A 23,716-nucleotide genomic window follows, 5' to 3' on the forward strand; every position below is an offset into this window, starting at 1 on the left:
TTCCCTCTCAGCCCAGCAGGACGTCGTCGTCGCCGAGGCGCTTCAGCTCGCGGTACAGGATCGCGAGGCCGGTGACGATGGCGGCGGCGGACACGACGGCGTCGACGAGCTTGAGCGTGTCGTGCTCCAGGCGGGCCTTCTTGACCTGCTTCGCCACGCTCAGCGCGCCGAACGCGGTGGTGCCCATCGACAGATACGTACCGGTCTTGGACTTCTTGAAGCCCTTGGCCTTGGTCAGTGCACTCACAGCGACGGAGCCTCCTCGAGCAGCGGGTGGCCCCACTTTTCCACGAAGGCGGCCTCGACGGCGGCGCCCACCTTGTACAGGCGGTCGTCCTTCAGGGCGGGGGCGATGATCTGCAGGCCGACCGGCAGGCCGTCCTCCGGCGCGAGGCCGCAGGGCAGCGACATGGCGGCGTTGCCCGCCATGTTGGTCGGGATGGTGCACAGGTCCGCGAGGTACATCGCCATCGGGTCGTCGGCGCGCTCGCCGATCGGGAAGGCGGTGGTCGGGGTCGTCGGGGAGACGATCACGTCGACCTGCTCGAAGGCCTTCTCGAAGTCCCGCGTGATGAGCGTGCGGACCTTCTGGGCGCTGCCGTAGTACGCGTCGTAGTAGCCGGAGCTCAGTGCGTACGTGCCGAGGATGATCCGGCGCTTGACCTCGTCGCCGAAGCCCGCCTCGCGGGTGAGCGCGGTGACGTCCTCGGCGGACTTCGTGCCGTCGTCGCCGACCCGCAGGCCGTAGCGCATGGCGTCGAAGCGGGCCAGGTTGGAGGAGCACTCCGAGGGCGCGATCAGGTAGTACGCCGACAGGGCCAGGTCGAAGGACGGGCAGTCCAGCTCGACGATCTCGGCGCCGAGCGACTTGAGCAGCTCGACCGACTCGTTGAAGCGCTGGACGACGCCGGCCTGGTAGCCCTCGCCGGAGAACTGCTTGACGACGCCGACGCGCATGCCCTCGACGCTGCCGTTGCGGGCGGCCTCGACGACCGGCGGGACCGGCGCGTCGATGGAGGTCGAGTCGAGCGGGTCGTGCCCGGCGATGACCTCGTGCAGCAGCGCCGCGTCCAGGACCGTACGGGCGCAGGGCCCGCCCTGGTCGAGGGAGGACGAGAAGGCGACCATGCCGTAGCGGGAGACCGCGCCGTAGGTCGGCTTGACGCCGACCGTGCCGGTGACGGCGGCGGGCTGGCGGATGGAGCCGCCAGTGTCCGTGCCGATGGCGAGCGGGGCCTCGTACGACGCGAGCGCCGCGGAGGAGCCGCCGCCGGAGCCGCCGGGGATCCGGGTGAGGTCCCACGGGTTGCCGGTCGGGCCGTACGCGCTGTTCTCGGTGGAGGACCCCATGGCGAACTCGTCCATGTTGGTCTTGCCGAGGATGACGACGTCGGCGGCCTTCAGACGCTTGGTGAGCGTGGCGTCGTACGGCGGGATCCAGCCTTCGAGGATCTTCGAGCCGACCGTGGTCGGGATGCCCTCGGTGGTGAAGATGTCCTTCAGCGCCAGCGGGACGCCGGCCAGCGGGCCGAGCTTCTCGCCCGCCGCGCGCTTGGCGTCGACGGCACGGGCCTGGGCCAGCGCGCCCTCGCGGTCGACGTGCAGGAAGGCGTGCACCTTCTCGTCGACGGCCTCGATGCGGGCCAGGTGGGCCTCGGTGACCTCGACGGCCGTGAGCTCGCCGGACGCGATCTTCGCGGCGATCTCGGCGGCTGTGAGCTTGATGATGTCCGTCATGTGATTAGTCCTCCCCCAGGATCTGCGGCACCTTGAAACGCTGCTGCTCCTGGGCCGGGGCGCCGGAGAGCGCCTGCTCGGGGGTGAGCGACGGACGGACCTCGTCCGCGCGCATGACGTTGGTCAGCGGCAGCGGGTGGGAGGTCGGGGGTACGTCTTGGTCGGCGACCTCGGAGACGCGGGCGACCGCGCCGATGATGTCGTCGAGCTGTCCGGCGAAGTGGTCCAGCTCTTCGCTCTTCAGCTCCAGACGCGCCAGCCGGGCGAGGTGGGCGACCTCCTCGCGCGTAATGCCAGGCATGCAGCGATCCTCAGGGGTTCGGGTGTGTGTGGTTTGGGGCCGGGGCCTGTCGTCACATTCCCGTCGTCCGCCCGGAGGGCGGGCCCCGCGGCGCCTGGTGCGAGCGTGCGTGCCAGGTGTCGCGGGGCAGGCGGGAATGTGACGACAGGCCCCAATCCTATGGGGCCCGGTCGCCACTCGACTAAACGGTTTGTGCGGCGGCCCCCGATCACCGGCCGCGCGGCCCCCTCCACCGTCGCCGCCGCCACGCGCGCGTGCCCCGCCGACGCGTCCCCGGATCTGTGGCCGCCGGTCATGTCCCGTTCACGTCACGTGAGGGAAGTCCTGGCTGACTGGGCGAAGTTGTCCAGCCAACTCAGCCCGAGGGGACCAGACCCCCCGTGTCCCCTGCCGTGTCCTGAAGGGCCGCTACGACGTTACGGTGACGCCGGACGCGGGCACCCGGTTCGTCCAGCGGTACGCGGGCACGGTCCACGCGGGCTGAGCACCGCGGGGACGGGCACGCCGGGTCACTGGACCGGTGTGCCCGACGGCTCCTCGGCCGCGGCGGCGGACTTGGCCGCCGCCTCCAGGTCGGCGGGGCGCTGCCAGCCGCGCGAGCCACGGGCGAGCAGCCAGGCGGTGGCCTCGGCGGGCGGCATCGCGGCGGCGACCAGCCAGCCCTGGACGGCGTCGCACCCCAGGTCGCGCAGCCGCTCCCAGGTCTCGTCGTCCTCGACGCCCTCGGCGACGACGAGCAGGCCGAGGGAGTGGGCGAGGTCGAGGGTGCAGCGGACGATCTCGGCGTCCTCGTTGTCGACGGCGAGCCGGGCCACGAAGGAGCGGTCGATCTTGAGTTCGCTGACGGGCAGCCGGCGCAGGTGCACCAGCGACGAGTACCCGGTGCCGAAGTCGTCCAGGGACATCTTCACGCCGTGGCCGGTCAGGCCCGCCAGGGTGTCGGCGGCCCGCTGCGGGTCCTCCAGGAGCACATGCTCGGTTATCTCCAGCTGGAGGGCGCCCGCCGGGACCCCGTGCCGGGCGAGGCGGGCCGCCACCGCGCCCGCGAAGCCCGGGGTGTGGACGTCGCGCGGCGACACGTTCACCGCGACCGGGACCGTGAGCCCCTGTGCCCGCCACCGGGCGACCTGGGCGAGCGCGGTCTCCAGGACGTACTCGGTCAGGTGCGGCATCAGCCCCGAGGACTCCGCGATGGCGATGAACTCGTCGGGAGGGACCCGGCCGCGCTCGGGGTGCACCCACCGAACCAGAGCCTCCAGGCCTGCCACCTGGCCGTCGAAGCGAACCTTCGGCTGGTAGTGGAGCTCCACGTCGCCCGCGTCGAGGGCGCGCCGCAGATCGCCCAACAGGCCCAGCCGGTCGGGGGTGTTGGAGTCCCGCTTCGACTCGTACACCTCCACGCCCGTGCGGTCCCGCTTCGCCTGGTACATCGCCACGTCCGCCCGGCGCAGCAGCCCTTCCGCGTCCAGCGCGTGGTCGGGGTAGACGGCGACGCCCGCGCTGGCCTCCAGGACGAGGGTGAGCCCGTCGAGGTCGAGCGGCGAGGAGAGCTCGGCGACCAGGCCTCGGGCTATCCGCATGGTGCTGGTCGCGGAGTCCGCCACGGGCAGCAGCACCGCGAACTCGTCGCCGCCGAGCCGGGCCGCCTCGGCGCCGCGCGGCAGGGCGAGCCGCAGCCGTTCGGCTATCTGGAGGAGCAGCCGGTCCCCGGCGAGGTGTCCGAGGGTGTCGTTGACCGAGCGGAACCGGTCCATGTCGATCAGGACGAGGGCGGCCCGGTTGCCGGGGCCCTCGGCCTCCTCCAGGGCGGCCCAGGTGCGCTCCAGGAGCCACTGGCGGTTGGGCAGTCCGGTGAGCGGGTCGCGCAGCTGCTCCTCGGCGCGGGCGCGGGCGATCCACAAGGTGGAGTCGAGGGCGATCAACGGCACCGCGAACAGCGGCAGCAGGACCGGCAGGGCCATCGCGACCACGCAGATCAGCGGGGCGATGCCGAGCAGGGCGACCGCGACGAGGCCCTGCCGCAGCAGGGCCGTCCGGGCGACCGTGGGCAGTCCGCCGCCGCGCGGCGCCAGCGCGTACCAGAGCAGTATCCGGGTGACCACCAGATACGTTCCGGCGGCCAGGACCACCACCGGGGCCGAGGAGACCGTCCAGTCGGTGGGCCACCAGGGTGAGCGGACGCTGGGATGGTGGCCGAACAGGGCGAGCACCAGCGCGGCCGCGCCGATGCCGAGGACGTCGACCGCGCCGTGCAGCACGCCCTGGCGCCAGCGGTGCCGGCGGGCCGCGCCGACCAGCACCACCACCGCCATGGAGACGAGCCCGGCCGGCACCCAGCCGTACAGGAGCAGCACGGCGAGGGTGAGGGCGGCGCCGGAGCCGGTGCCGCCCCACCAGCGGTCGCGCCCGAGCGCGACCAGATGGCCCACGATGATCCCGGTGAGCACGGCCAGCGCCCAGCCCCTGGTGGAACCGGGGAAGAGGGCGTCGCCCGTGTCGAGGGCCCGGTAGAACCCCACGGCCAGGGCGAGGGCGGCGGTCCCGAGGACGCCGGCGGTCAGCCTGGAGGAGAATCCCGCGAACCCGCGCAGCCGTGCGGCCGGGGCGGCGCTCTCGGTCGGTTTCATTCCCGTCCCTCTCACAGCCGGCGGTGCCGATGCCACGCGATGGCCCCTTTGTCATGCCACCACGACCGGGAACTCCCCCAAGCTCCCCGTTTCAGCCGTGCACGACTGGCGCTCATCACAACAGTAGGCCGCGGAAGGCTCCGGCGGGCAGCGGTCTACAGCTCTTGCCCGAATGCGACCTGGGCACCACGATCCGTCTGCTATGCGCTGAACGGGTGACCCCGGACCCTCCGAGAGGAGCCTTCCACTCCTCTTATTCCCCCTCTTCCGCGCTCGGCACAGCCGCTGCGCGAGCAGCCTCGGGACCCTGTTCCAGCAGGACAGCGAACCCGTCCTCGTCGAGAACCGGAACCTTCAGCTGCATCGCCTTGTCGTACTTCGAACCAGGGCTGTCCCCGACGACGACGAACGACGTCTTCTTGGAAACGGAACCGGTGACCTTGGCTCCACGGCTCTGGAGCGCTTCTTTCGCGCCATCTCTGGTGTGGCGGGCCAGCGTTCCGGTCACCACGACCGTCAGCCCCTCCAGCGGACGCGGGCCCTCGTCCTCGCCGGAGCCCTCCTCCTCCATGCGGACGCCCGCGGCCTTCCACTTGCGGAGGATCTCGCGGTGCCACTCCTCCTCGAACCACTGCTTGAGGGAGGCCGCGATGGTCGGGCCGACGCCCTCGACCGCCGCGAGCTCCTCCTCGGTGGCCTGTTCGATGCGCTCCACGGAACGGAACTCGCGGGCCAGCGCCTCGGCGGCGACCGGGCCGACATGACGGATCGACAGACCGGTGAGGATCCGGGCCAGCGGGCGCTCCTTGGCGGCCGCGATGTTCTCCAGCATCGAGACCGCGTTCTTGCGCGGCTCGCCGTTCATGTTGGCGAAGACCAGGGCGACCTTCTCCTCGCCGGTCTTGGGGTCGCGCTTGGGCAGCCCGCTGTCCTGGTCCAGGACGTACGCCTTGATGGGCAGCAGCCGGTCCATGGTCAGGTCGAACAGGTCGCCCTCGTCGAGCAGCGGCGGCTCGGACGGCTCCAGCGGCTTGGTGAGGGCCGCGGCGGCGACATAGCCGAAGTTCTCGATGTCCAGGCACTTGCGGCCCGCCAGATAGAACAGCCGCTCGCGCAACTGGGCGGGACACGACTGCGCGTTGGGGCAGCGCAGGTCGATGTCGCCCTCCTTCATGGGCCGCAGCGCGGTGCCGCACTCGGGGCACTCGGCGGGCATCACGAACTCCCGCTCGGTGCCGTCCCGCAGGTCCGTGACGGGGCCCAGGATCTCCGGGATGACGTCACCGGCCTTGCGCAGCACCACCGTGTCGCCGATGAGGACGCCCTTGGCCTTGACCACGTCCTGGTTGTGCAGGGTGGCGAACTCGACCTCGGAGCCCGCCACGGTCACCGGCTCCACCTGCGCGTACGGCGTGACGCGGCCGGTGCGGCCGACGCCGACGCGGATGTTGACCAGCTTGGTGTTGACCTCCTCCGGCGCGTACTTCCAGGCGATCGCCCAGCGCGGGGCGCGCGCGGTGGAGCCGAGGCGGCCCTGGAGGGGGATCTCGTCGAGCTTGACGACGACACCGTCGATCTCGTGCTCCACCGAGTGGCGGTTCTCCCCGAAGTACGCGATGAACTCCCGCACTTCGTCCAGGGAGCCGGCCACCTTGTTGTGCTGGGCGGTGGGCAGGCCCCACTCGCGCAGCAGGCCGTAGGCGTGCGAGAGGCAGTCGATGGTGAAGCCGTCGCGCGCGCCGATGCCGTGCACCACCATGTGGAGCGGCCGGGTGGCGGTGACCTTGGGGTCCTTCTGGCGCAGCGAACCGGCCGCCGCGTTGCGCGGGTTGGCGAACGGCTTGTCGCCCGCCTCCACCAGACGCGCGTTCAGCCCCTCGAAGGCCTCCATCGGGAAGTAGACCTCGCCCCGGATCTCGACCAGGTCGGGGACGCGGTCGCCCTTGAGGCGGTCGGGGATGTCGGCGATCGTGCGGACGTTGGGCGTGATGTCCTCACCGGTGCGGCCGTCGCCGCGGGTGGCGGCGCGGGTCAGCCGCCCGTGCTCGTACGTCAGGTTGACCGCGAGGCCGTCGACCTTCAGCTCGCACAGGTAGTGGTACTCGGCGGTGCCGACGTCCTTGGCAACGCGCTCGGCCCAGGCGGCCAGCTCCTCGTCGTCGAAGGCGTTGTCGAGCGACAGCATCCGCTCGCGGTGCTCCACCGAGGCGAAGTCCGTCTCGTACGCCCCCGCGACCTTCTGGGTCGGCGAGTCCGGCGTGCGCAGCTCCGGATACTCCTCCTCCAGGGCCTCCAGGCCGCGCAGCAGCTTGTCGAACTCGCCGTCGCTGATGACCGGCTGGTCCTTCACGTAGTACCGGAAGCGGTGCTCCTCGACCTGCTCGGCGAGGAGCGCGTGCTTCTCCCGTGCGTCCGCGGGCACCACGTCGTTCTGTTCGCCAGCCACTGTCATGTCCTCCCGTTTCCCGTCTTCCCCGTCACTCAGGGTTGTCCGCGAGCGATCTCGCCGCCCGGACGCAGTGCGCGAGGGCCGCGCGGGCATACGCCGGCGAGGCGCCCGCGAGACCGCACGACGGGGTGACCACAACGGACTCGGCGAGAGTCCCCGGATGCAGCCCCAACCTGCGCCACAACGTCCTGACACCCATGACGCTACCGGCAGGGTCTGACAATGGGCCGTCGGTGCCGCCGACCACTCCGGCGAACAGCCGGGTGCCGCTCTCCACCGCCTCGCCGATCACATCGTCGTCACGCTCGGTGAGCAGGGAGAAGTCGAACGAGACGGCGGCGGCGCCGGCGCGGCGCAGCAGCGCGAACGGCACGTCGGGCGCGCAGGAATGGACCACGACCGGGCCGTCGTGCACCGCGACGACGTCCCGCAGGGCCGACTCGACGACCTGCCGGTCGACCGCGCGGTAGGTGCGGTAGCCGCTGGCGGTCCTGATCTGCCCGCGCAGCACGGCGGTGAGGGACGGCTCGTCGAGCTGGAGCAGGATCCGCGCGCCCGGCACCCGGCGGCGCACGTCCACCAGGTGGGCGCGCAGGCCCTCCGCGAGCGATCCGGCCAGGTCGCGGCAGGCGCCCGGGTCGCCGAGCGAGGCCTCGCCGCCGCGCAGCTCCAGGGCGGCGGCGAGCGTCCACGGCCCGACCGCCTGGACCTTGAGCGGCCCCTCGTACCCCTGGGTGAACTCCTCCAGGGCGTCCAGGTCCTCGCCGAGCCAGGAGTGGGCCCGCCGGGTGTCGCGGCCCGGCCGGTCACCGAGCCGCCAGCCGCTGGGCTCCACGCGCGCGTACATCTCGACGAGCAGCCCGGCGGTGCGCCCGATCATGTCGGCGCCGGGGCCGCGCGCGGGCAGTTCGGGCAGGAACGGGAAGTCGCCGGCCGACCCGTCGGCCCCGATGAGGGACCCGGTGACGGTCTTGGCGGCCTCGCGCGCGTCGCCACCGGGCATGGAGCCGACGCCGGTGGCCGCGCCCCAGGGGAAGTCGCTGACGGCGTCGCTCATCGGCCCGGCCGCACCGTCAGGTCGTTGACCTCGGCGTCGCGCGGCAGGTCGATCGCCATGACGATCGTGGTCGCCACCGACTCGGGGTCGATGAACTTCGCCGGGTCGTACTCCTTGCCCTCCTGCGAGTGCACCTTGGCCTGCATGGGGCTGGCGGTGCGGCCCGGGTAGACGGAGGTGACGCGCACCCCGTTGGTGTGCTCCTCGTGGCGCAGCGAGTCCGCGAGCGCCTTCAGGCCGTGCTTGGAGGCGGCGTAGGCGCCCCACTCGGCGTGCGCGTTGAGCCCGGCGCCGGAGTTGACGAACAGGACGTGTCCGCGGGCCGCGCGCAACTGGGGCAGGAAGAGCCGGGTGAGCTCGGCGGGCGAGATCAGGTTCGCGTTGAGCTGCTGGTGCCAGGTCTTGGGGCGCAGGTCACCGATGGGCCCGAGGTCGACGATGCCCGCGATGTGCAGGAGGGAGTCGAGGTGGTCCGGCATCGGCTGCATGCCGAGCGACTTGGAGATGCGGTCCGGGTCGGCGAGGTCTGCGACGAGCGTACGGGCGCCGGGGAAGCGCCCCGCGAGCTCCTTGGCGCGCCCGGCGTCGCGTGCGAGCAGCACGAGCTCGTCGCCGCGCTCGTGCAGCCGCCGCGCCACCGCCGCGCCGATGCCGGAGCCTGCCCCAGTGATCAGGTGTGTAGCCATACCCGACATGCTCGCACTACTGGATGCCCGCCGACTCCTCCAGGTAGGCGAGGGCGGCGACAGCGTCCTCCGCGAAGAAGACCAGGTCAGTGAGGGGCAGCGGCAGGAAGCCCTCGTCGTCCATGCGGCGGAACTGCTCCTTGAGGCCGTCGTAGAACCCCGCGGTGTTCAGCAGCACCACCGGCTTGGTGTGCTTGCCGTGCTTCTTCAGCTCCAGGATCTCGGTGGCCTCGTCGAGGGTGCCGGTGCCGCCGACCATGATGACCACGGCGTCGGCCCGGTCGAGGAGCAGCGCCTTGCGCTCCGCGAGGTCCTTGGCGATGACCATCTCGTCGGCGTTCGCGCGGGCCTTGGCGGCCAGGAAGTCGACGGAGACGCCGACGAGCCGTCCGCCCGCCTCCTGCACGCCGTCCGCGACGACCTTCATCAGACCGCTCTCCGAGCCGCCCCACACGAGGGTGTGGCCGCCCTTGCCGAGCAGCTCGGCGAACTCGCGGGCGGGGCGGGTGTAGCGGTCGTCGAGGTCGGCGGCGGAGAGGAAGACGCAGATGTTCATGGCTCAACCGTACGCCGGGAGACCTCCGACACTCGAACGGGTGAACAGTGTCCCGAACGGCGAATCGGGGGAACAAGCAGCGGGCGATGGGCCGTTGAGCGGGCATGACTACGACGATTCACACGATTCGCGCCGAGCCCACCAACGCCTCGCAGCCGCCGCCGGGCCCGCCGCCGCCCTACGACCCGGACCACCTCGTCTCGGCCGGGGCGGCCGGGGAGGGCGCGCTCCGCGTCCGCGTGGTGCGGGACGGGCAGGTGCTCGCCGACAGCACCCGCCCGCTGCTGGTGCACGAGGACGGCCTGCCCGTCCGCTATTACCTGCCGACCGAGGACGTCCGACTGGATCTGCTGAGCCCGTCGGACACCCGGACCACGTGCCCGTACAAGGGAGTTGCCGCGTACTGGTCGCTGCCGGACGCGCCGGACATAGCCTGGGCCTACCACGAGCCGCTGGCGGCCGTGACGTTGATAAAGGACCACCTGTGCTTCATAGGCACGGAGTCCGACACCGAGCCCGGTGCCGCCTCCGGCGAGGCCCTCGCGGTGAACTAGACCGGCGAGCCAGACCGGTGAATTAGACCGCCGCTTCGGTACGCCGTGTGGTGGTCGCGATCGTCGCCGACCCCACCACGCGCGTGCCGTCGTAGAGCACGATCGCCTGGCCGGGCGCGACGCCGCGCACCGGCTCGGCGAAGCTCACCACGAGCTCGCCGTCCACGGGCTCCGCCGTCACCGTCGTCTCGCCGCCGTGGGCGCGCAGCTGGGCGGTGTACGTGCCGGGGCCGGCCGGGGCGTCGCCGCACCAGCGGGGCTTGATCGCGGTCAGGCCGGTGACGTCCAGGGCCTCGACGGGGCCGACGGTGACCGTGTTGTTCACCGGGGAGATGTCCAGGACGTAGCGGGGCTTGCCGTCGGCCGCCGGGTGGCCGATGCGCAGACCCTTGCGCTGGCCGATGGTGAAGCCGTACGCGCCCTCGTGGGAGCCGACCTTCGTGCCGGACTCGTCGACGATGTCGCCCTCGGCCTTGCCGAGCCGCTTGGCCAGGAAGCCCTGGGTGTCGCCGTCCGCGATGAAGCAGATGTCGTGGCTGTCCGGCTTCTTGGCGACGGCCAGGCCCCGGCGCTCGGCCTCGGCGCGGATCTCGTCCTTGGTGGTGAGGGTGTCACCGAGCGGGAACATCGCGTGGGCGAGCTGCTTCTCGTCCAGGACACCGAGGACGTACGACTGGTCCTTGGCCATGTCGCTGGCGCGGTGCAGCTCGCGGCTGCCGTCCTCGTTGAGGACGACCGTGGCGTAGTGGCCGGTGCAGACGGCGTCGAAGCCGAGGGCGAGGGCCTTGTCGAGCAGCGCGGCGAACTTGATCTTCTCGTTGCAACGCAGGCACGGGTTGGGGGTGCGGCCCGCCTCGTACTCGGCGACGAAGTCCTCGACGACGTCCTCGCGGAAGCGTTCCGCGAGGTCCCAGACGTAGAAGGGAATGCCGATGACATCGGCTGCGCGGCGGGCGTCGCGGGAGTCCTCGATGGTGCAGCAGCCCCGGGCACCGGTGCGGAAGGACTGTGGGTTCGCGGACAGGGCAAGGTGGACGCCGGTGACGTCGTGGCCCGCCTCGGCGGCGCGGGCGGCGGCGACGGCCGAGTCGACGCCACCGGACATGGCGGCCAGCACACGGAGGGGGCGCGGGGGTGTCTTCGTCATAGCACCCACCAGGGTACGTGCCGTGCGGGCCGGGTGGCTCGCGAGTATCCCGGGCGCGGGGTGCGGGCCGGGCCGCACCCCGCCGGGGGCGTCAGCTCAGCCCCGCCGTCCGCGCCCGCTCCACCGCCGGGCCGATCGCCGTCGCCACCGCCTGGACGTCGGCTTCCGTGGAGGTGTGGCCGAGGGAGAAGCGCAGGGTGCCCCGGGCCAGGTCGGGCGGGGTGCCGGTGGCGAGCAGGACGTGGCTGGGCTGGGCCACGCCCGCCGTGCAGGCGGAGCCGGTGGAGCACTCGATGCCCTGGGCGTCCAGGAGCAGCAGCAGCGAGTCGCCCTCGCAGCCCGGGAAGGAGAAGTGCGCGTTCGCCGGGAGGCGGCCGCCCGGGGCCGGGTCGCCGCCCAGGATCGCGTCCGGGACCGCCTTGCGGACCGCGTCGACCAGTTGGTCGCGCAGGTCCCCGACCTCGCGGGCGAAGTCGCCGCGGCGCTCGGCGGCCAGCCGTCCCGCCACCGCGAACGCGGCGATGGCCGGGACGTCCAGCGTGCCGGAGCGGACGTGGCGCTCCTGGCCGCCGCCGTGCAGCACGGGCACGGGGGTGTACTCACGGCCGAGCAGCAGGGCGCCGATGCCGTACGGACCGCCGATCTTGTGGCCGGAGACCGTCATCGCGGCCAGGCCCGACGCGGCGAAGTCGACGTCGAGCTGGCCCACGGCCTGGACCGCGTCGGCGTGCAGTGGGACGTCGAACTCGCGCGCCACGGCGGCGAGTTCGGCCACCGGCAGGACCGTGCCGATCTCGTTGTTGGCCCACATGACGGTGGCCAGGGCCACGTCGGAGGGGTCGCGCGCGATCGCCTCGCGCAGGGCTTCGGGGTGCACCCGCCCGTACCGGTCGACGGGCAGGTACTCGACCGTCGCGCCCTCGTGCTCGGCGAGCCAGTGGACCGCGTCGAGCACGGCGTGGTGCTCGACGGGGCTGGCCAGGACCCGGACCCGGCGCGGGTCGGCGTCGCGGCGGGCCCAGTACAGGCCCTTGACGGCGAGGTTGTCGGCCTCGGTGCCGCCGGCCGTGAAGACGACCTCGCTGGGTCGCGCGCCGAGCGCCTCGGCGAGCTCCTCGCGGGCCTCCTCGGCGGTTCGGCGGGCCCGGCGTCCGGCGGCGTGCAGCGAGGACGCGTTGCCGGTGGCGGTGAGCTGGGCGGTCATCGCCTGGACCGCCTCCGGGAGCATCGGGGTGGTCGCGGCGTGGTCGAGGTAAGCCATGGTGGGCCCGATTCTACGAGCCACCGGGACCGACCTCAGGCGCCGAGCCCCCAGGAGACGGTTCCGTCGGCCATGACCAGGCCCGCGAGGACCGCGAGGTCGGCGATGCCGAGGGCGAGTCCGAGCCAGGCGCGGCCGCGCCGGGTGGTGCGGTACCGCAGGGCGAGTCCGGCGAGCACGATGGCCATCGGGCCGAGCACGACGTTCATGACCAGCAGGCCGAGCAGACCGAGGACGAAGGCGGCGACGGCCATGCCGTCGGCGTCCTTGTCACGGACACGACTGCGGTTCAGGACGAGTTCCATGGTCAGGCCCTCCGGTGCGACGAGATGCGTTCACGTACGGCGAAGACGATCAACCAGAGCCCGATGGCGCCGGCGGCGGCGAGAGTGACCGGGAGCGGAAGGTGCGCCGCTGAGCCCAGCACGACCCCCAGCAGGAGGAGGGCTGCGACGAGGAAAAGCATGGGGTGCCTCTCTTGTCTCGTTTTGCGGATCAAGTCGTTTTCGGAGTACGACTGTTCACTGACTACCCAGTCTAGCCTTCCCAAAATCAGCGAACAGCTGTTTACTGAGTGGAATGAGCCACACTCTCGGGATCCGGCAGGCCCAGAAGCAGAAGACGCGTCAGGCCCTCCTGGACGCGGCACTCGGGCTGCTGGAGCACCAGAGCCTCAGCAGCCTGGGGCTTCGCGAGGTCACCCGGGCCGTGGGGGTCGCCCCCGCCGCGTTCTACCGGCACTTCAAGGACACCGCCGACCTCGGGGTGGCGCTGGTCGAGGGGGCGCTGGGGAGTCTGCACGAGACGATCCGGGCGGCGATCGTGACGACCGGCGGGAGCGACGAGCGCATCGACCGGGCCGTGGATCTGATCGCCGCTCATGTACGGGCACACCCGGCGCACGTCCGGTTCATCGCGCGGGAGCGGCACGGCGGGGTGGCGCCGGTGCGCGAGGCCATCGGCGTCCAGCTGCGGCGGTTCGCCGACGAGGTGGCCGAGGCGCTGGGCACGGATCCCGAGTCGCGGGGGTGGAGCGCGGCGGATCTGCGGATGCTGGCCGGGGTCTACGTCGACCACATGGTGATGACGGCGTCGGCGATCCTGGAGGCGGGCGCGGACGCGGACGCGGACGGCGGCGAAGAGGCGGCGCGGCGGGCCGAGGAGGCCGTACTGGCCACCGCGCGGCGGCAGTTGAGGCTGGTCACGCTGGGCCGCCGCCACTGGCTGGACTGAGAGCTGGACTGAGAGCTGGGCTGAGGGCGGCGGCCCGGCGGAGGGGTGTGCGTACGGGTTACGGCGTGCGCAGGGCGCGGGCGAGCTGGCGGGACTGGGCGACCAGCCGGTCGGCGCTGTCCCAGACCTCGGCGTCCTCCTCCAGGAAGCCGCCGGCCAGGTTGCGGGTGGTGATGGAGACCCGCAGCGGGCCGGGCGCCGGGCGGCAGCGGATGTGCGCGGTCAGCTCGACGGTGGGGGTCCAGCCGGTCAGGCCCATCTCGAACGCGGTCGGCGGGAGCGCGTCGACGGCGAGCAGCAGCGAGTACGGGTCGGCGTCGCGGCCGTCGGCCAGGCCGAACCAGCCGCGCATCTCGCCCTTGCCGGAGGGGGCGCCGACCGCCCAGCCGAGGGTGGTCGGGTCGAGCTTCAGCATCAGCCGCTCGGTGATGGCCGAGCTGCCCGGGATCGGGGCGGGGCCGTCGGCCGGGCCGAGGCAGTGCTCGATCGGCGGGATCGCGGGCGGCTTGGCGGTGGTGCGGACGTCGTCCGGGAGCGCGTCCAGGTCGCCGTACGAGGCGAGGACGCGGATGCGCTCGACCTCGGCGCCGTTCTCGTCGTACTGGAAGAGCGAGGCCTGGCCGGTGGAGAGCGTACGGCCGGTGCGGACGCGCTGGGTGCGGACGACGGCCGGGCCGGGGGCCGAGGGCGTGAGGTAGTGGGCCGTCACGCTGAACGGGTCGGCGTGCGGGAGGGCGTGGCCGAGCGTGCGGCCGAGGAGGGCGAGGAGGTATCCGCCGTTCACGGCGTGGATGATCGTCCACCCCGCCGAGAGGTGGGCGTCGTAGACGCCGTCTTCGTCTTCGCGCGGGGTGACGGCGGTGTCCCGGTCGAACTCGCTGTCCCCGATCGTTGCCTGTGCCATGCGGCAAAGGTACACGGGTACGTTACTGAGCGGTAGCTTTTTTTGCCCCACCCCGCCCCTTCCCTAAACCCTCCGGGGGTGGGTGGGGGTGGAGGTGGGTTTCCCGGGGGCTACGCCCCCGGACCCCCGGGCGGGGGCTCCGCCCCCTGCACCCCTGGCGGGGCTGCGCCCCTGCACCCCCTCGCGGGGCCTGCGGCCCCTGCACCCCCGAAGGACCTGCGGCCCCCGCACCCCGCTCAGGGCCTCCGCCCCCGCTTCCCGCTTCCCGCTTCCCGCTCCTCAAACGCCGGAGGGGCTGAATTTGCCGGGCCCGCCTTCTGCCTTAAGGGGCGCGGGGAACTGCGCGGCCGGCCCCCACCGGCCCGCAGACGAAACAGGGGCCGGGGGCTACGCCCCCTACCCCTCCTCCGCCGCCGCGCTCCGCCGGTTCCACGCCCTCGGTGCGCGCCAGTGGTAGCGCATCGCTGCCAGGCGCAGCAGGAACGCGGTGACGATGGCGGCGGCGCTGGTGGCCGCGTTCAGGGTGTCGAAGCGGATGCAGAGGGCCACGATCGCGGCGCCCACGATCGCCGGGACGGCGTACAGGTCGCGGTCCCAGCGGAGCAGGGACGGGACCTCGTTGGCCAGGATGTCGCGCAGGACGCCGCCGCCGACCGCCGTGGCGAGGCCGAGGGCCGCGGACGAGGTGAGGCCGAGTCCGTAGTCGTACGCCTTCGTCGTGCCCGTGACGCAGAACAGGCCGAGGCCCGCCGCGTCGAACACGTTGACCGCGTTCTGGGTCCGCTCGACCTCGGGGTGGAGGAAGAAGACCAGGACGGCGGCGAGCAGCGGAGTGATGAAGTACCCGAGGTCGCTGAACGCGGCGGGCGGCACCGCGCCGATGATCAGGTCCCGGAACAGCCCTCCGCCCAGCGCGGTGACCTCGGCCAGGACCGCGATGCCGAACACGTCGAAGTTCTTGCGTACGGCGAGCAGCGCGCCGGAGATCGCGAAGACGAAGATTCCGACGAGGTCGAGCGCATGCTGGACGGAGGGGGTGAACAGTTCGTGGAGCACCCGACATTTTTACCCCGATATCTGTTCCTCGCTCGAACGTGTCGGGTGCTCCCGCGCTCCTGCCGTTCTCCTACCAGGCCGGCTTGCCGGTCGAGTGGATCCAGGTCTGGAAGAGGTCGTCCAGCTGCTGCCCGGAGATCTTCTCGGCCAGCTGGATGAACTCGGACGTGTTCGCGTTGCCGTACCGGTGGAGCTTCGTCCACGCGGGCAGCAGCTTGAAGAACGCCTGGTCGCCGATGCGCTCGCGGAGCACCTGGAGCGTCAGCGCGCCGCGCCGGTAGACGGCCCCGGCGAACATCGTGTCGCGCTGCGGGTCGGCGACCTTGATCTGCCAGAACGCGCTGTCGGCCGGGACCCGGTTGTAGTAGGCGCGGGCCAGGTCGTGCGCGGTCCCCCGCCCCTTGTGCTCCTCCCACAGCCACTGCGCGTAGCTCGCGAAGCCCTCGTTGAGCCAGATGTCCTTCCATTGCGCCACCGAGACCGAGTCGCCAAACCACTGGTGGGCGAGCTCGTGGACGATCGTGGTCTCGTTGCGCACCGCCGAGTACGCGGGCTTGGACTGCACTTCGAGCGAGAAGCCCGCCTGGGGCATGTCGTCGACGATCGCGCCCGTCTCCTCGAACGGGTACGGCCCGAAGAGCCGGGACCAGTAGTCGGTGGCCTCGGCGGTGACCGCGTACACGTCGACCTGGTTCTGCCCCTGGAGCACCGGGTCGACGGCCACGTAGATCGGCGTCCCGGCCGGGGTCTTCCCGGTCCTCACGTCGAACTTGCCGATGGTCGCCGTGGCCAGGTACGTCGCCATCGGCTTGTTCTCGCGCCAGTGGGAGTACGAGCGGTCGCCCCGGTCGTACGAGGAGACCAGACGGCCGTTGGAGACGCCGGTCAGGCCCTTGGGGGCGTCGATGCGGATGTCGTAGGTGGCCTTGTCGGCGGGGTGGTCGCTGGAGGGGAACCAGGTGGAGGCGGCGTTCGGCTCACAGGCCACGAAGACGCCGTCCTTGGTCTTCATCCAGCCGTAGTCGGAGCCGAAGACGATGGGGCCGTTGAGTGCGACGGGAACGCCGCCGTAGACGACGGTGACCTCGAACTCCTGGCCCTTGCGCAGCTTGTGACGGGGCGTCACCACGATCTCGTCGCCGCTGCGGGTGAAGTCGGCGGGTCTGCCGTTCACCCGTATCGCGTCGACGGTGAGCTTCTGGAGGTCGAGGTCGAAGCTGGTGAGGGTCTGGGTGGCGCGGGCGGTGATCGTCGTACGCCCGTCGAGCCGCCCGGAGTCCGGGTGGTAGCTGACGCCGAGGTCGTAGTGGAGGGCGTCGAAGCCGCCGTTGCCGAGGTCGGGGAAGTAGGGGTCGCCGATTCCGGCGGCACCGGGCGAGCCGCCGCCGGGTGCGGCGGCGATGGTGAAGGCCGATGCCGCCGCGGTGGCGAGGGCGAGCAGCCGTGAGGTACGGCGTGCCGAACGGGAGAGTGCCATGAGTCTGCCCTTCGAACGCGTTTCCGTGCGTACGGACAGGCAGACTCTGCACTCTCCCGTTTCGGCGTGAACATGACTTTGCCGAACCGTCATGCGTTACTTGTCGGTTGACTCCTGAACGGTGGAGTCCGGTCCGGATGCGGACTCCGACTCGGGCTCAGCAGCGTCCGGCGTTTCCGCGGCGGCGGCCGTCTCGGTGACCGGCTCGGCCTCCGGGGACGCCTCGGCCTTCACGACCGACACCACCTCCACCGACTCCCGCGCCTCGGGCAGTACCGCCTCGCCCGGGGCCTGGTCCGGCGCGTTCTCCGGGTGGTGGCAGGCCACCTGGTGGCCCGTCTTCAGGGCGATCAGCGGCGGCTCCTGCGTCTTGCAGATCTCCGTCGCCTTCCAGCACCGGGTGTGGAAGCGGCAGCCGCTCGGCGGCGAGATGGGCGACGGCACATCGCCCTTGAGCAGGATCCGCTCGCTCTTGAGGCCCTTGCGCTTGGGGTCCGGCACCGGCACGGCCGAAAGCAGCGCCTTGGTGTACGGGTGCATGGGCGCCGAGTACAGCGACTTGCGGTCGGCGAGCTCCACGATCTTGCCGAGGTACATCACCGCGATCCGGTCCGAGACGTGCCGGATGACCGACAGGTCGTGGGCGATGATCACGTACGTGAGGCCCAGCTCGCTCTGGAGGTCGTCGAGCAGGTTGACCACCTGCGCCTGGATCGACACGTCGAGCGCCGAGACCGGCTCGTCCGCCACGACCAGCTTCGGGTTGAGCGCGAGCGCGCGGGCGATGCCGATGCGCTGGCGCTGGCCGCCGGAGAACTCGTGCGGATAGCGGTTGTAGTGCTCGGGGTTGAGGCCCACCAGCTCCATCAGCCGCTGGACCTCCTTCTTCACCCCGCCCTCGGGCGTGACGCCCTGGAGCCGGAAGGGGGTGGAGACGATCCCGCCGATGGTGTGGCGCGGGTTCAGCGAGCCGTACGGGTCCTGGAAGATCATCTGCATGTCGCGGCGGAGCGGACGCATCCGCCCGGCCGACAGGTGCGTGATGTCGTGGCCCTCGAACTCGACCTTGCCGCCCGTCGGTTCGAGCAGCCGGGTGACCAGCCGGCCCATCGTCGACTTGCCGCAGCCCGACTCGCCCACCACGCCGAGGGTCTCACCCGCCCGGACGTCGAAGGAGACGCCGTCGACCGCCTTGACCGCGCCGGTCTGCCGCCCGAACAGGCCCTTCTTGATGGGGAAGTGCTTGACGAGCCCCTCCACCTTGAGAAGCGGCTCGGGCGAGGCGGCCGACTGCTCCGGGATCGCCTTCTCGGTGCCCTCGGTGCCCGTGGGGTTCTTGTCGCTCACAGCTTCGGCGCAATCTCTTCGGTCCAGATACGGGTCCGCTCCTCCTGCGACATGTGGCAGGCCGAGAAGTGCCCTTCGGCGTCGTCCCACTGCTTGAGCTCGGGGCGCACGGTGCGCGTGACGTTGTCCTTGGGGAGGTCCGCGTACGGGCAGCGCGGGTTGAAGGCGCAGCCGGACGGCACGTTGATCAGCGACGGCGGCTGGCCCTTGACCGGGATCAGCCGGTCCGTCTCCTCGCGGTCGATGCGCGGCATCGACCCCAACAGGCCCCAGGTGTACGGGTGCTGGGGCTCGTAGAAGACCTTCTCGGCAGGTCCCCGCTCGATGCACCGGCCGCCGTACATCACCAGGAGGTCGTCCGCCATCTCGGCGACCACGCCCAGATCGTGCGTGATCATGATGACGGCGGAGCCGAACTCCTTCTGCAGATCGCGGATCAGGTCCAGGATCTGCGCCTGGACGGTGACGTCCAGGGCGGTGGTCGGCTCGTCCGCGATCAGCAGCTCGGGGTTGTTGACCAGCGCCATCGCGATCATCGCGCGCTGGCGCATACCGCCGGAGAACTCGTGCGGATACGAGTCCACGCGCTTGCCGGGCTCCGGGATGCCGACCCGGTCGAGCATCTCGATCGCGCGGGTGCGGGCGACCTTCTTGGAGACCTCGTTGTGGACCCGGTAGGCCTCCACGATCTGCGCGCCGACCGAGTAGTACGGGTGCATCGCGGAGAGCGGGTCCTGGAAGATCATGGCCATCTTCCGGCCGCGCAGCCGCCGTACGTGGTCGGGGTCGGCGCCGATCAGCTCCTCGCCGTCCAGCCACACCTCGCCGGAGATCTTGGCGTTGGCGCTGCGGTGCAGCCCCATCACGCCGAGCGAGGTGACGGACTTGCCCGAGCCGGACTCGCCCACGATGCCGAGGGTCCTGCCGGGCTTGATGTCGAAGCTGACCCCGTCGACGGACTTGACCAGGCCGTCGTCGGTGTTGAAGTGGATGCGCAGGTCCCGCACGGAGAGGAACGCCTCCCCGGCGTCGGCGGGGCGCTCGGCCACCGGCTCGCCGACGGCCGCGCCGGTCTTGTTCAGGTCGCTCACGAGAGCCTCACCCTGGGGTCGATCGCGGCGTACACCAGGTCCACCAGCAGATTGCAGAGAACGATGAAGAAGGCGGCGACCAGGGTCACGCCCATGACGACCGGGAGGTCGTTGTTCCGGACGCCGTCGACCGCGTAGAAGCCGAGGCCCGGGAAGGAGAAGACCTGCTCGGTGATGACCGCGCCGCCGATCAGCAGACCGAAGTCCATGCCGAAGATGGTGACGATCGGGGTGAGCGCGGCGCGCAGGCCGTGCCTGCCGATGACGGTCCGCTCCCGCAGGCCCTTGGCGCGGGCGGTGCGGATGTAGTCCTCGCCCATGGTCTCCAGCATTCCGGCCCGGGTGAGCCGGGCGTAGAGCGCGGAGTAGAGGAAGGCGAGGCTGCACCAGGGGATCAGCAGGTTCCAGGCCCAGTCGGCCGGGTTGTCCGTGAAGTTCACATAGTGCACGCCGTTCCAGATGGGCCATTGGACGGTGAACAGCCCCTGGCCCAGCATTCCGGTGAAGAAGATCGGGAGCGAGACGCCGGCGAGGGCGATCGCCATGAAGATCCGGTCCATGAACGAACCCCGCTTGAGGGCGGAGACGACACCGATCGCCACACCGGAGACCAGCCAGATGACGGCCGCACCGATGGCGAGCGAGAAGGTCACCGGGATGCGCTGGGTCAGCTGCGGCCAGACCTCGACGTGGTTCTTGAACGAGTAGCCGAAGCAGGGGGCGTTGCAGACCGAGGCGTCGGGGCCGAACTTGTAGGTCGCGCCGACGAAGATCTGCTTGATGAAGTGCCAGTACTGCTCGTAGAGCGGTTGATCGAACCCGAGGTTCTTCTTCACCGCGGCGATCGCACCGGCATTGGCGTCCTTGCCCACGTACTGGGCGGCCAACTGGTCCATCGTCTGGCCGGCCAGCCGGGGCACCAGGAAGTAAATCGCGAAGGTGACCGCGCTGACGATCAGCAGCAGGACCACCGCGCCGAAAGCGCGTCGGATGATGTACGCAGCCACAGCTGTCCGGCAACCGGTGCCCGCCAGGCCGGGGGTCTTCCCGACCCGGCGGGCACCGGAGCCTTCACCTGCCTTTCAAAGAACTCGGGGGCTCAGCCGCTTACTTGGAGGAACCCATCAGCAGGTAGTCGTACATACCGAGGTACGCCTGGGTGACCGTGACGTTCGTCGCGGACGTCGGGCGGAACAGCAGGTTCTTGCGGTAGATCAGCGGAACGGCGGAGGCGTTCTCGGCGACCATCTTGTCGATGTCGCCCCAGGCCTTCTCACGGGCGGACTTGTCCGTGTTGGCGATGGCGTCGTTCAGCGCCTTGTTGATCGCCGGGTCGTTCAGCTCCTGGACGTTGTTGCCACCGGACGGCTTGATGGCCGAGCCGTTGATGATCTGGTCCAGGAAGCCGAAGCCGGTCGGCCAGTCGGCACCCCACGCGGTCATGATCATGCCGAGCTTGTGGTCGTGCACGTACTGCGGGTTGCCGGCGAAGTTCTGGAAGTACTTGCCCGCGGGGAAGGACTTGATCTCGGCGTTGATGTTGAGCTTCTTCAGCGACGCCTGGACCGCGGTGGCCATGGCCATCTCGGACGGGCGGTCGGAGCGGGCCGTCAGGTTGGTCGAGAAGCCGCCCGGCAGACCGCACTGCTTGAGCTCGTCCTTGGCCTTGGCCTCGTCGCCCTTGTCGCCCGGGGTCTCGTACAGGTTGAACTTGGCGTAGCCGTTGACCGACGGCGGCAGCAGCGTCGAGGCGACGTCACCCTTGGGCGCGCCACCCGCGGCGGCCTGGATCGACGCCTTGTCGATGCCCCACTGGACGGCCTTGCGGCAGTGCACGTTGTCGAAGGGGGCGACCTTCAGGTTCAGACCGATGTACGAGGTGGCGCCGGCGTACGAACCGTCCGTCTGCGCCTTGTACTTGGGGTTGGTGATGACCTTCGGCTGGGTCTGCGGGGAGACACCGGTGCCGGCCGCGTCGACGGTCAGGTTGTCGGCGAGCAGGTCGTTGTCGACCGTGACCGCGTTGACCTTGAACCGGATGCTGATCTTGTCCGGCAGGGCCGGGCGGTTCGGGTCGGTCTTCTGGTCCCACTGCGGGTTGCGGACGAGGGTCGCGCCCTTGCCCTCCTCGTACGACTCGAACTTGTACGGGCCGGAGGAGACGATGTGCTGGACGTAGGTCGCGCCCTTGTCCTTGTCCCTCGGCACGGGGGCCGTCTGCGAGAACGTCGCCAGGTAGTCGAAGTCCGCGAAGGCGTCCTTCAGCTTGAAGACGATGGTGTTGTCGTCCGGCGTCTCGATCGACGCGATGCCCTTGGGGTCCTTGTTCTTGTACGGACCCTCGTACTTGTCACCGTCGATCAGGTGGGACTTGAAGTACGTCGGGCCGTTGGACAGGGCCTCGGGGGCGAAGTTCGACCGCTCGACGGCGTACTTGACGTCCTTCGAGGTGATCGGCGTGCCGTCCTCGAACTTCAGGCCCTTGCGCAGGGTGTACGTCCAGGTCTTCGCGTCGGCGCTGGGCTTGCCGAGCGACTCCGCGAGGTCCGGGACCACGGTCAGGCCGTCCTTGCCGGCGGCCGGCTTGAACGTGGTGAGCGTACGGCCGTACAGGCGGGAGAAGTTCTGCACCCAGCCGTAGTACGTGTTGCCCGGGTCCAGGGAGTCCGGGACGTCCGACATGGCGTAGGTGGCGGTGCCACCCTTCTTGTCGGACTTGTTGACGATCTGGGTCAGGCCGGCGTCAGCGACGGACTTGCCGGGCTTGGAACCGCCGTCGTCGTCCTTGGAGTCGTTGCACGCGGTGGCCCCCAGCGTCAGCGCCACGGCGGTAGCGATCAGGACGGTCGCTTTTCTCGTCTTCACCTGAGGAATGCCCCCTCTATGGATGGTTGCGGCAGATGTGTCGTTGTGTGGCAGGTGCCGCGTGCTTACTTTCCTCGCGGGTCGAGGGCGTCTCGCAGCCCGTCGCCCAGCAGGTTGAACGCCAGGACCGTGATGAAGATCGCCAGGCCCGGCACGATCATGTACTGCGGGTCCGCCTCGTAGAGGTCGGTCGCGGTGGAGAGCATTCCGCCCCACGATGCCTGCGGCGGCGAGATGCCGACGCCGAGGAAGCTGAGTCCGGCCTCGAACAGGATGTTCGTGGGAATCAGGAGCGTGGAGTAGACCAGGATCGGTGCGACCAGGTTCGGCAGCAGCTCCCGGATCAGGATGAACGGACCGCGGGCGCCGAGGCTCTTGGCCGCCTCGACGAACTCGCGTTCGCGCAGGCTGAGCGTCTGGGCCCGGACGATACGGCCCATGTACGGCCAGCTGAAGAAGCCGATCACGAAGATCAGCACGCTGATCCTCAGTGGCAGCCCGGTCAGTCCGAACGCCCCGTCCTGGAGGGACGCGGAGATCGAGATGGCGAAGAGCAGGAGCGGGAACGCCAGGAAGACGTCCATCGCGCGGCTGATCAGGGTGTCCGCCCAGCCGCCGTAGAACCCTGCCGTGACGCCCATGATCACGCCGATGACCACGGAGAGCAGTGTGGCGCCGCCCGCGACGAGCAGCGACACCCAGGAGCCCTCGATGATCCGGGACAGGATGTCGCGCCCGTACTGCGGGTCGACACCCAGCGGGTGTTCCCAACTCATGCCGCCCCAGGCTCCCTTGGGTGCCAGCAGGGCCGGGTCGATCAGGTCCTGGTGGAACTCGTTCGGATCCATTCCGAACGCCCACTGGATGGGCTTGGAGAGAACGGCGAGCAGGACGAGCAGGACGACGACGACGCCACCGGCGACCGCGAGTTTGTCGCGCTTGAAGCGCGTCCAGGCGATCTGTCCGAGTGAACGGCCCTCGATCTGGCTCTGCTTGGCCCCCGTGAGTACTGCCTCCGGCGGCACCTCGGCAGCCGATCCGGTGGTCTCGAGCGGTGCGGTCACAGTGCCTCTGACCCCTCCCGGCCGGCGGATGGCCGGCCCGTACCAGCCGCTGTGGCGGCTTGTTCCATCAGGTGGTGCGGTGATCTGCGACGGGCCAACCGGCCCTTGTTAGCCGGGAGTCTTCAACGCGTTCGCGATCACCCGCCAGACCTGGCGGTGAATGGTTGCCTAAACGTGATGCGGTCAGACGGCTTCCGTTATCCGGACGTCGTGATCGTCTGAGCGGACCAGTCGGGCACTAACCGACCAGATCGGTCATGTCACCCAACTGCCTTTATGAGCGGCCGAATTGGGTGGAGCAGTC

Annotated in this window: 21 protein-coding genes; 2 read left to right on the forward strand and 19 right to left on the reverse strand. The window is 70.7% G+C overall.

The window, feature by feature from the left end:
* Positions 1-7 precede the first annotated feature (7 nt).
* The 8 genes from QIY60_RS05505 to QIY60_RS05540 form a co-directional block, all read right to left on the reverse strand.
* Positions 8-247 (reverse strand): hypothetical protein, encoded by a 240-nt coding sequence (locus QIY60_RS05505; RefSeq protein WP_283141408.1) that lies wholly within the window; start codon positions 245-247, stop codon positions 8-10.
* The gene (gatA, locus tag QIY60_RS05510; protein ID WP_190090975.1) at positions 244-1,737 is read right to left on the reverse strand and encodes an Asp-tRNA(Asn)/Glu-tRNA(Gln) amidotransferase subunit GatA; all 1,494 of its coding nucleotides are present in this window, start codon (positions 1,735-1,737) and stop codon (positions 244-246) included. Before gatA ends, QIY60_RS05505 begins: the two co-directional genes overlap by 4 nt.
* A gap of 4 nt (positions 1,738-1,741) precedes the next feature.
* Positions 1,742-2,038 carry an Asp-tRNA(Asn)/Glu-tRNA(Gln) amidotransferase subunit GatC gene (gene gatC / locus QIY60_RS05515; RefSeq protein ID WP_007266718.1) on the reverse strand — a complete coding sequence of 99 codons (297 nt, stop codon included), beginning with the start codon at positions 2,036-2,038 and terminating at the stop codon, positions 1,742-1,744.
* Positions 2,039-2,547: 509 nt separating this feature from the next.
* Positions 2,548-4,665 carry a bifunctional diguanylate cyclase/phosphodiesterase gene (locus QIY60_RS05520; protein WP_283141409.1) on the reverse strand — a complete coding sequence of 706 codons (2,118 nt, stop codon included), beginning with the start codon at positions 4,663-4,665 and terminating at the stop codon, positions 2,548-2,550.
* A gap of 253 nt (positions 4,666-4,918) precedes the next feature.
* Complete coding sequence (gene ligA, locus QIY60_RS05525; RefSeq protein ID WP_283141410.1) at positions 4,919-7,111, reverse strand: NAD-dependent DNA ligase LigA; 2,193 nt, start codon at positions 7,109-7,111, stop codon at positions 4,919-4,921.
* 31 nt (positions 7,112-7,142) lie between these two features.
* Positions 7,143-8,171, reverse strand: a complete 1,029-nt coding sequence (locus QIY60_RS05530; protein WP_283141411.1) for a methionine synthase — start codon at positions 8,169-8,171, stop codon at positions 7,143-7,145.
* Complete coding sequence (locus tag QIY60_RS05535) at positions 8,168-8,857, reverse strand: SDR family oxidoreductase (RefSeq protein ID WP_283141412.1); 690 nt, start codon at positions 8,855-8,857, stop codon at positions 8,168-8,170. Before QIY60_RS05535 ends, QIY60_RS05530 begins: the two co-directional genes overlap by 4 nt.
* A 16-nt stretch (positions 8,858-8,873) precedes the next feature.
* Complete coding sequence (locus QIY60_RS05540) at positions 8,874-9,413, reverse strand: TIGR00730 family Rossman fold protein (RefSeq protein ID WP_283141413.1); 540 nt, start codon at positions 9,411-9,413, stop codon at positions 8,874-8,876.
* 239 nt (positions 9,414-9,652) lie between these two features.
* On the opposite strand from QIY60_RS05540, the gene QIY60_RS05545 reads away from it, so the two are divergent.
* Positions 9,653-9,967, forward strand: coding sequence for a DUF427 domain-containing protein (locus QIY60_RS05545; RefSeq protein WP_283145827.1), 315 nt, complete (start codon positions 9,653-9,655; stop codon positions 9,965-9,967).
* A 22-nt stretch (positions 9,968-9,989) separates the two neighbouring features.
* Here the strand turns inward: QIY60_RS05545 and mnmA are convergent, their stop codons facing one another.
* From mnmA to QIY60_RS05560, 3 genes are all read right to left on the reverse strand, one after another.
* Positions 9,990-11,114: a tRNA 2-thiouridine(34) synthase MnmA gene (gene mnmA / locus QIY60_RS05550; protein WP_283141414.1), complete on the reverse strand. Its 1,125-nt coding sequence runs from the start codon at positions 11,112-11,114 to the stop codon at positions 9,990-9,992.
* Positions 11,115-11,205: 91 nt separating this feature from the next.
* The gene (locus tag QIY60_RS05555) at positions 11,206-12,375 is read right to left on the reverse strand and encodes a cysteine desulfurase family protein (RefSeq protein WP_283141415.1); all 1,170 of its coding nucleotides are present in this window, start codon (positions 12,373-12,375) and stop codon (positions 11,206-11,208) included.
* A gap of 35 nt (positions 12,376-12,410) precedes the next feature.
* Positions 12,411-12,680, reverse strand: a complete 270-nt coding sequence (locus QIY60_RS05560; protein ID WP_283141416.1) for a DUF4190 domain-containing protein — start codon at positions 12,678-12,680, stop codon at positions 12,411-12,413.
* A gap of 274 nt (positions 12,681-12,954) precedes the next feature.
* Between QIY60_RS05560 and QIY60_RS05565 the strand changes: the two genes are divergently transcribed.
* Entirely contained in the window at positions 12,955-13,608 is a 654-nt protein-coding gene (locus QIY60_RS05565) for a TetR family transcriptional regulator (protein ID WP_283141417.1), read from the forward strand.
* Positions 13,609-13,666: 58 nt separating this feature from the next.
* Here the strand turns inward: QIY60_RS05565 and QIY60_RS05570 are convergent, their stop codons facing one another.
* The 8 genes from QIY60_RS05570 to QIY60_RS05605 form a co-directional block, all read right to left on the reverse strand.
* Positions 13,667-14,512 carry a thioesterase family protein gene (locus QIY60_RS05570; RefSeq protein WP_283141418.1) on the reverse strand — a complete coding sequence of 282 codons (846 nt, stop codon included), beginning with the start codon at positions 14,510-14,512 and terminating at the stop codon, positions 13,667-13,669.
* A gap of 396 nt (positions 14,513-14,908) precedes the next feature.
* On the reverse strand, positions 14,909-15,568 hold the full coding sequence (locus QIY60_RS05575) for a trimeric intracellular cation channel family protein (protein WP_283141419.1): 660 nt from the start codon (positions 15,566-15,568) through the stop codon (positions 14,909-14,911).
* Positions 15,569-15,638: 70 nt separating this feature from the next.
* Positions 15,639-17,045: a M1 family metallopeptidase gene (locus tag QIY60_RS05580; protein ID WP_283141420.1), complete on the reverse strand. Its 1,407-nt coding sequence runs from the start codon at positions 17,043-17,045 to the stop codon at positions 15,639-15,641.
* A gap of 96 nt (positions 17,046-17,141) precedes the next feature.
* Positions 17,142-18,347, reverse strand: coding sequence for a dipeptide ABC transporter ATP-binding protein (locus tag QIY60_RS05585; protein WP_283145828.1), 1,206 nt, complete (start codon positions 18,345-18,347; stop codon positions 17,142-17,144).
* Between the two features lie 41 nt (positions 18,348-18,388).
* Positions 18,389-19,483, reverse strand: coding sequence for an ABC transporter ATP-binding protein (locus QIY60_RS05590; protein ID WP_283141421.1), 1,095 nt, complete (start codon positions 19,481-19,483; stop codon positions 18,389-18,391).
* On the reverse strand, positions 19,480-20,490 hold the full coding sequence (locus QIY60_RS05595) for an ABC transporter permease (protein WP_283141422.1): 1,011 nt from the start codon (positions 20,488-20,490) through the stop codon (positions 19,480-19,482). Before QIY60_RS05595 ends, QIY60_RS05590 begins: the two co-directional genes overlap by 4 nt.
* Positions 20,491-20,590: 100 nt before the next feature.
* Positions 20,591-22,348 (reverse strand): ABC transporter substrate-binding protein, encoded by a 1,758-nt coding sequence (locus QIY60_RS05600; RefSeq protein ID WP_283141423.1) that lies wholly within the window; start codon positions 22,346-22,348, stop codon positions 20,591-20,593.
* Positions 22,349-22,413: 65 nt separating this feature from the next.
* Positions 22,414-23,412, reverse strand: coding sequence for an ABC transporter permease (locus tag QIY60_RS05605; protein ID WP_067164548.1), 999 nt, complete (start codon positions 23,410-23,412; stop codon positions 22,414-22,416).
* Between the last annotated feature and the right edge of the window lie 304 nt (positions 23,413-23,716).

The organism is Streptomyces sp. BPTC-684 (genome assembly GCF_030028635.1).
GTDB lineage: Bacteria > Actinomycetota > Actinomycetes > Streptomycetales > Streptomycetaceae > Streptomyces > Streptomyces noboritoensis.

Bases quoted from the DNA above. Each gene is read 5' to 3' on its own strand.
- gatA (WP_190090975.1), bottom strand. From the start codon at position 1,737: ATGACGGACATCATCAAGCTCACAGCCGCCGAGATCGCCGCGAAGATC.
- QIY60_RS05530 (WP_283141411.1), bottom strand. From the start codon at position 8,171: ATGAGCGACGCCGTCAGCGACTTCCCCTGGGGCGCGGCCACCGGCGTC.
- QIY60_RS05535 (WP_283141412.1), bottom strand. From the start codon at position 8,857: ATGGCTACACACCTGATCACTGGGGCAGGCTCCGGCATCGGCGCGGCG.
- mnmA (WP_283141414.1), bottom strand. From the start codon at position 11,114: ATGACGAAGACACCCCCGCGCCCCCTCCGTGTGCTGGCCGCCATGTCC.
- QIY60_RS05520 (WP_283141409.1), bottom strand. From the start codon at position 4,665: ATGAAACCGACCGAGAGCGCCGCCCCGGCCGCACGGCTGCGCGGGTTC.
- QIY60_RS05570 (WP_283141418.1), bottom strand. From the start codon at position 14,512: ATGGCACAGGCAACGATCGGGGACAGCGAGTTCGACCGGGACACCGCC.
- QIY60_RS05540 (WP_283141413.1), bottom strand. From the start codon at position 9,413: ATGAACATCTGCGTCTTCCTCTCCGCCGCCGACCTCGACGACCGCTAC.
- QIY60_RS05560 (WP_283141416.1), bottom strand. From the start codon at position 12,680: ATGGAACTCGTCCTGAACCGCAGTCGTGTCCGTGACAAGGACGCCGAC.
- gatC (WP_007266718.1), bottom strand. From the start codon at position 2,038: ATGCCTGGCATTACGCGCGAGGAGGTCGCCCACCTCGCCCGGCTGGCG.
- QIY60_RS05565 (WP_283141417.1), top strand. From the start codon at position 12,955: ATGAGCCACACTCTCGGGATCCGGCAGGCCCAGAAGCAGAAGACGCGT.
- QIY60_RS05555 (WP_283141415.1), bottom strand. From the start codon at position 12,375: ATGGCTTACCTCGACCACGCCGCGACCACCCCGATGCTCCCGGAGGCG.
- QIY60_RS05580 (WP_283141420.1), bottom strand. From the start codon at position 17,045: ATGGCACTCTCCCGTTCGGCACGCCGTACCTCACGGCTGCTCGCCCTC.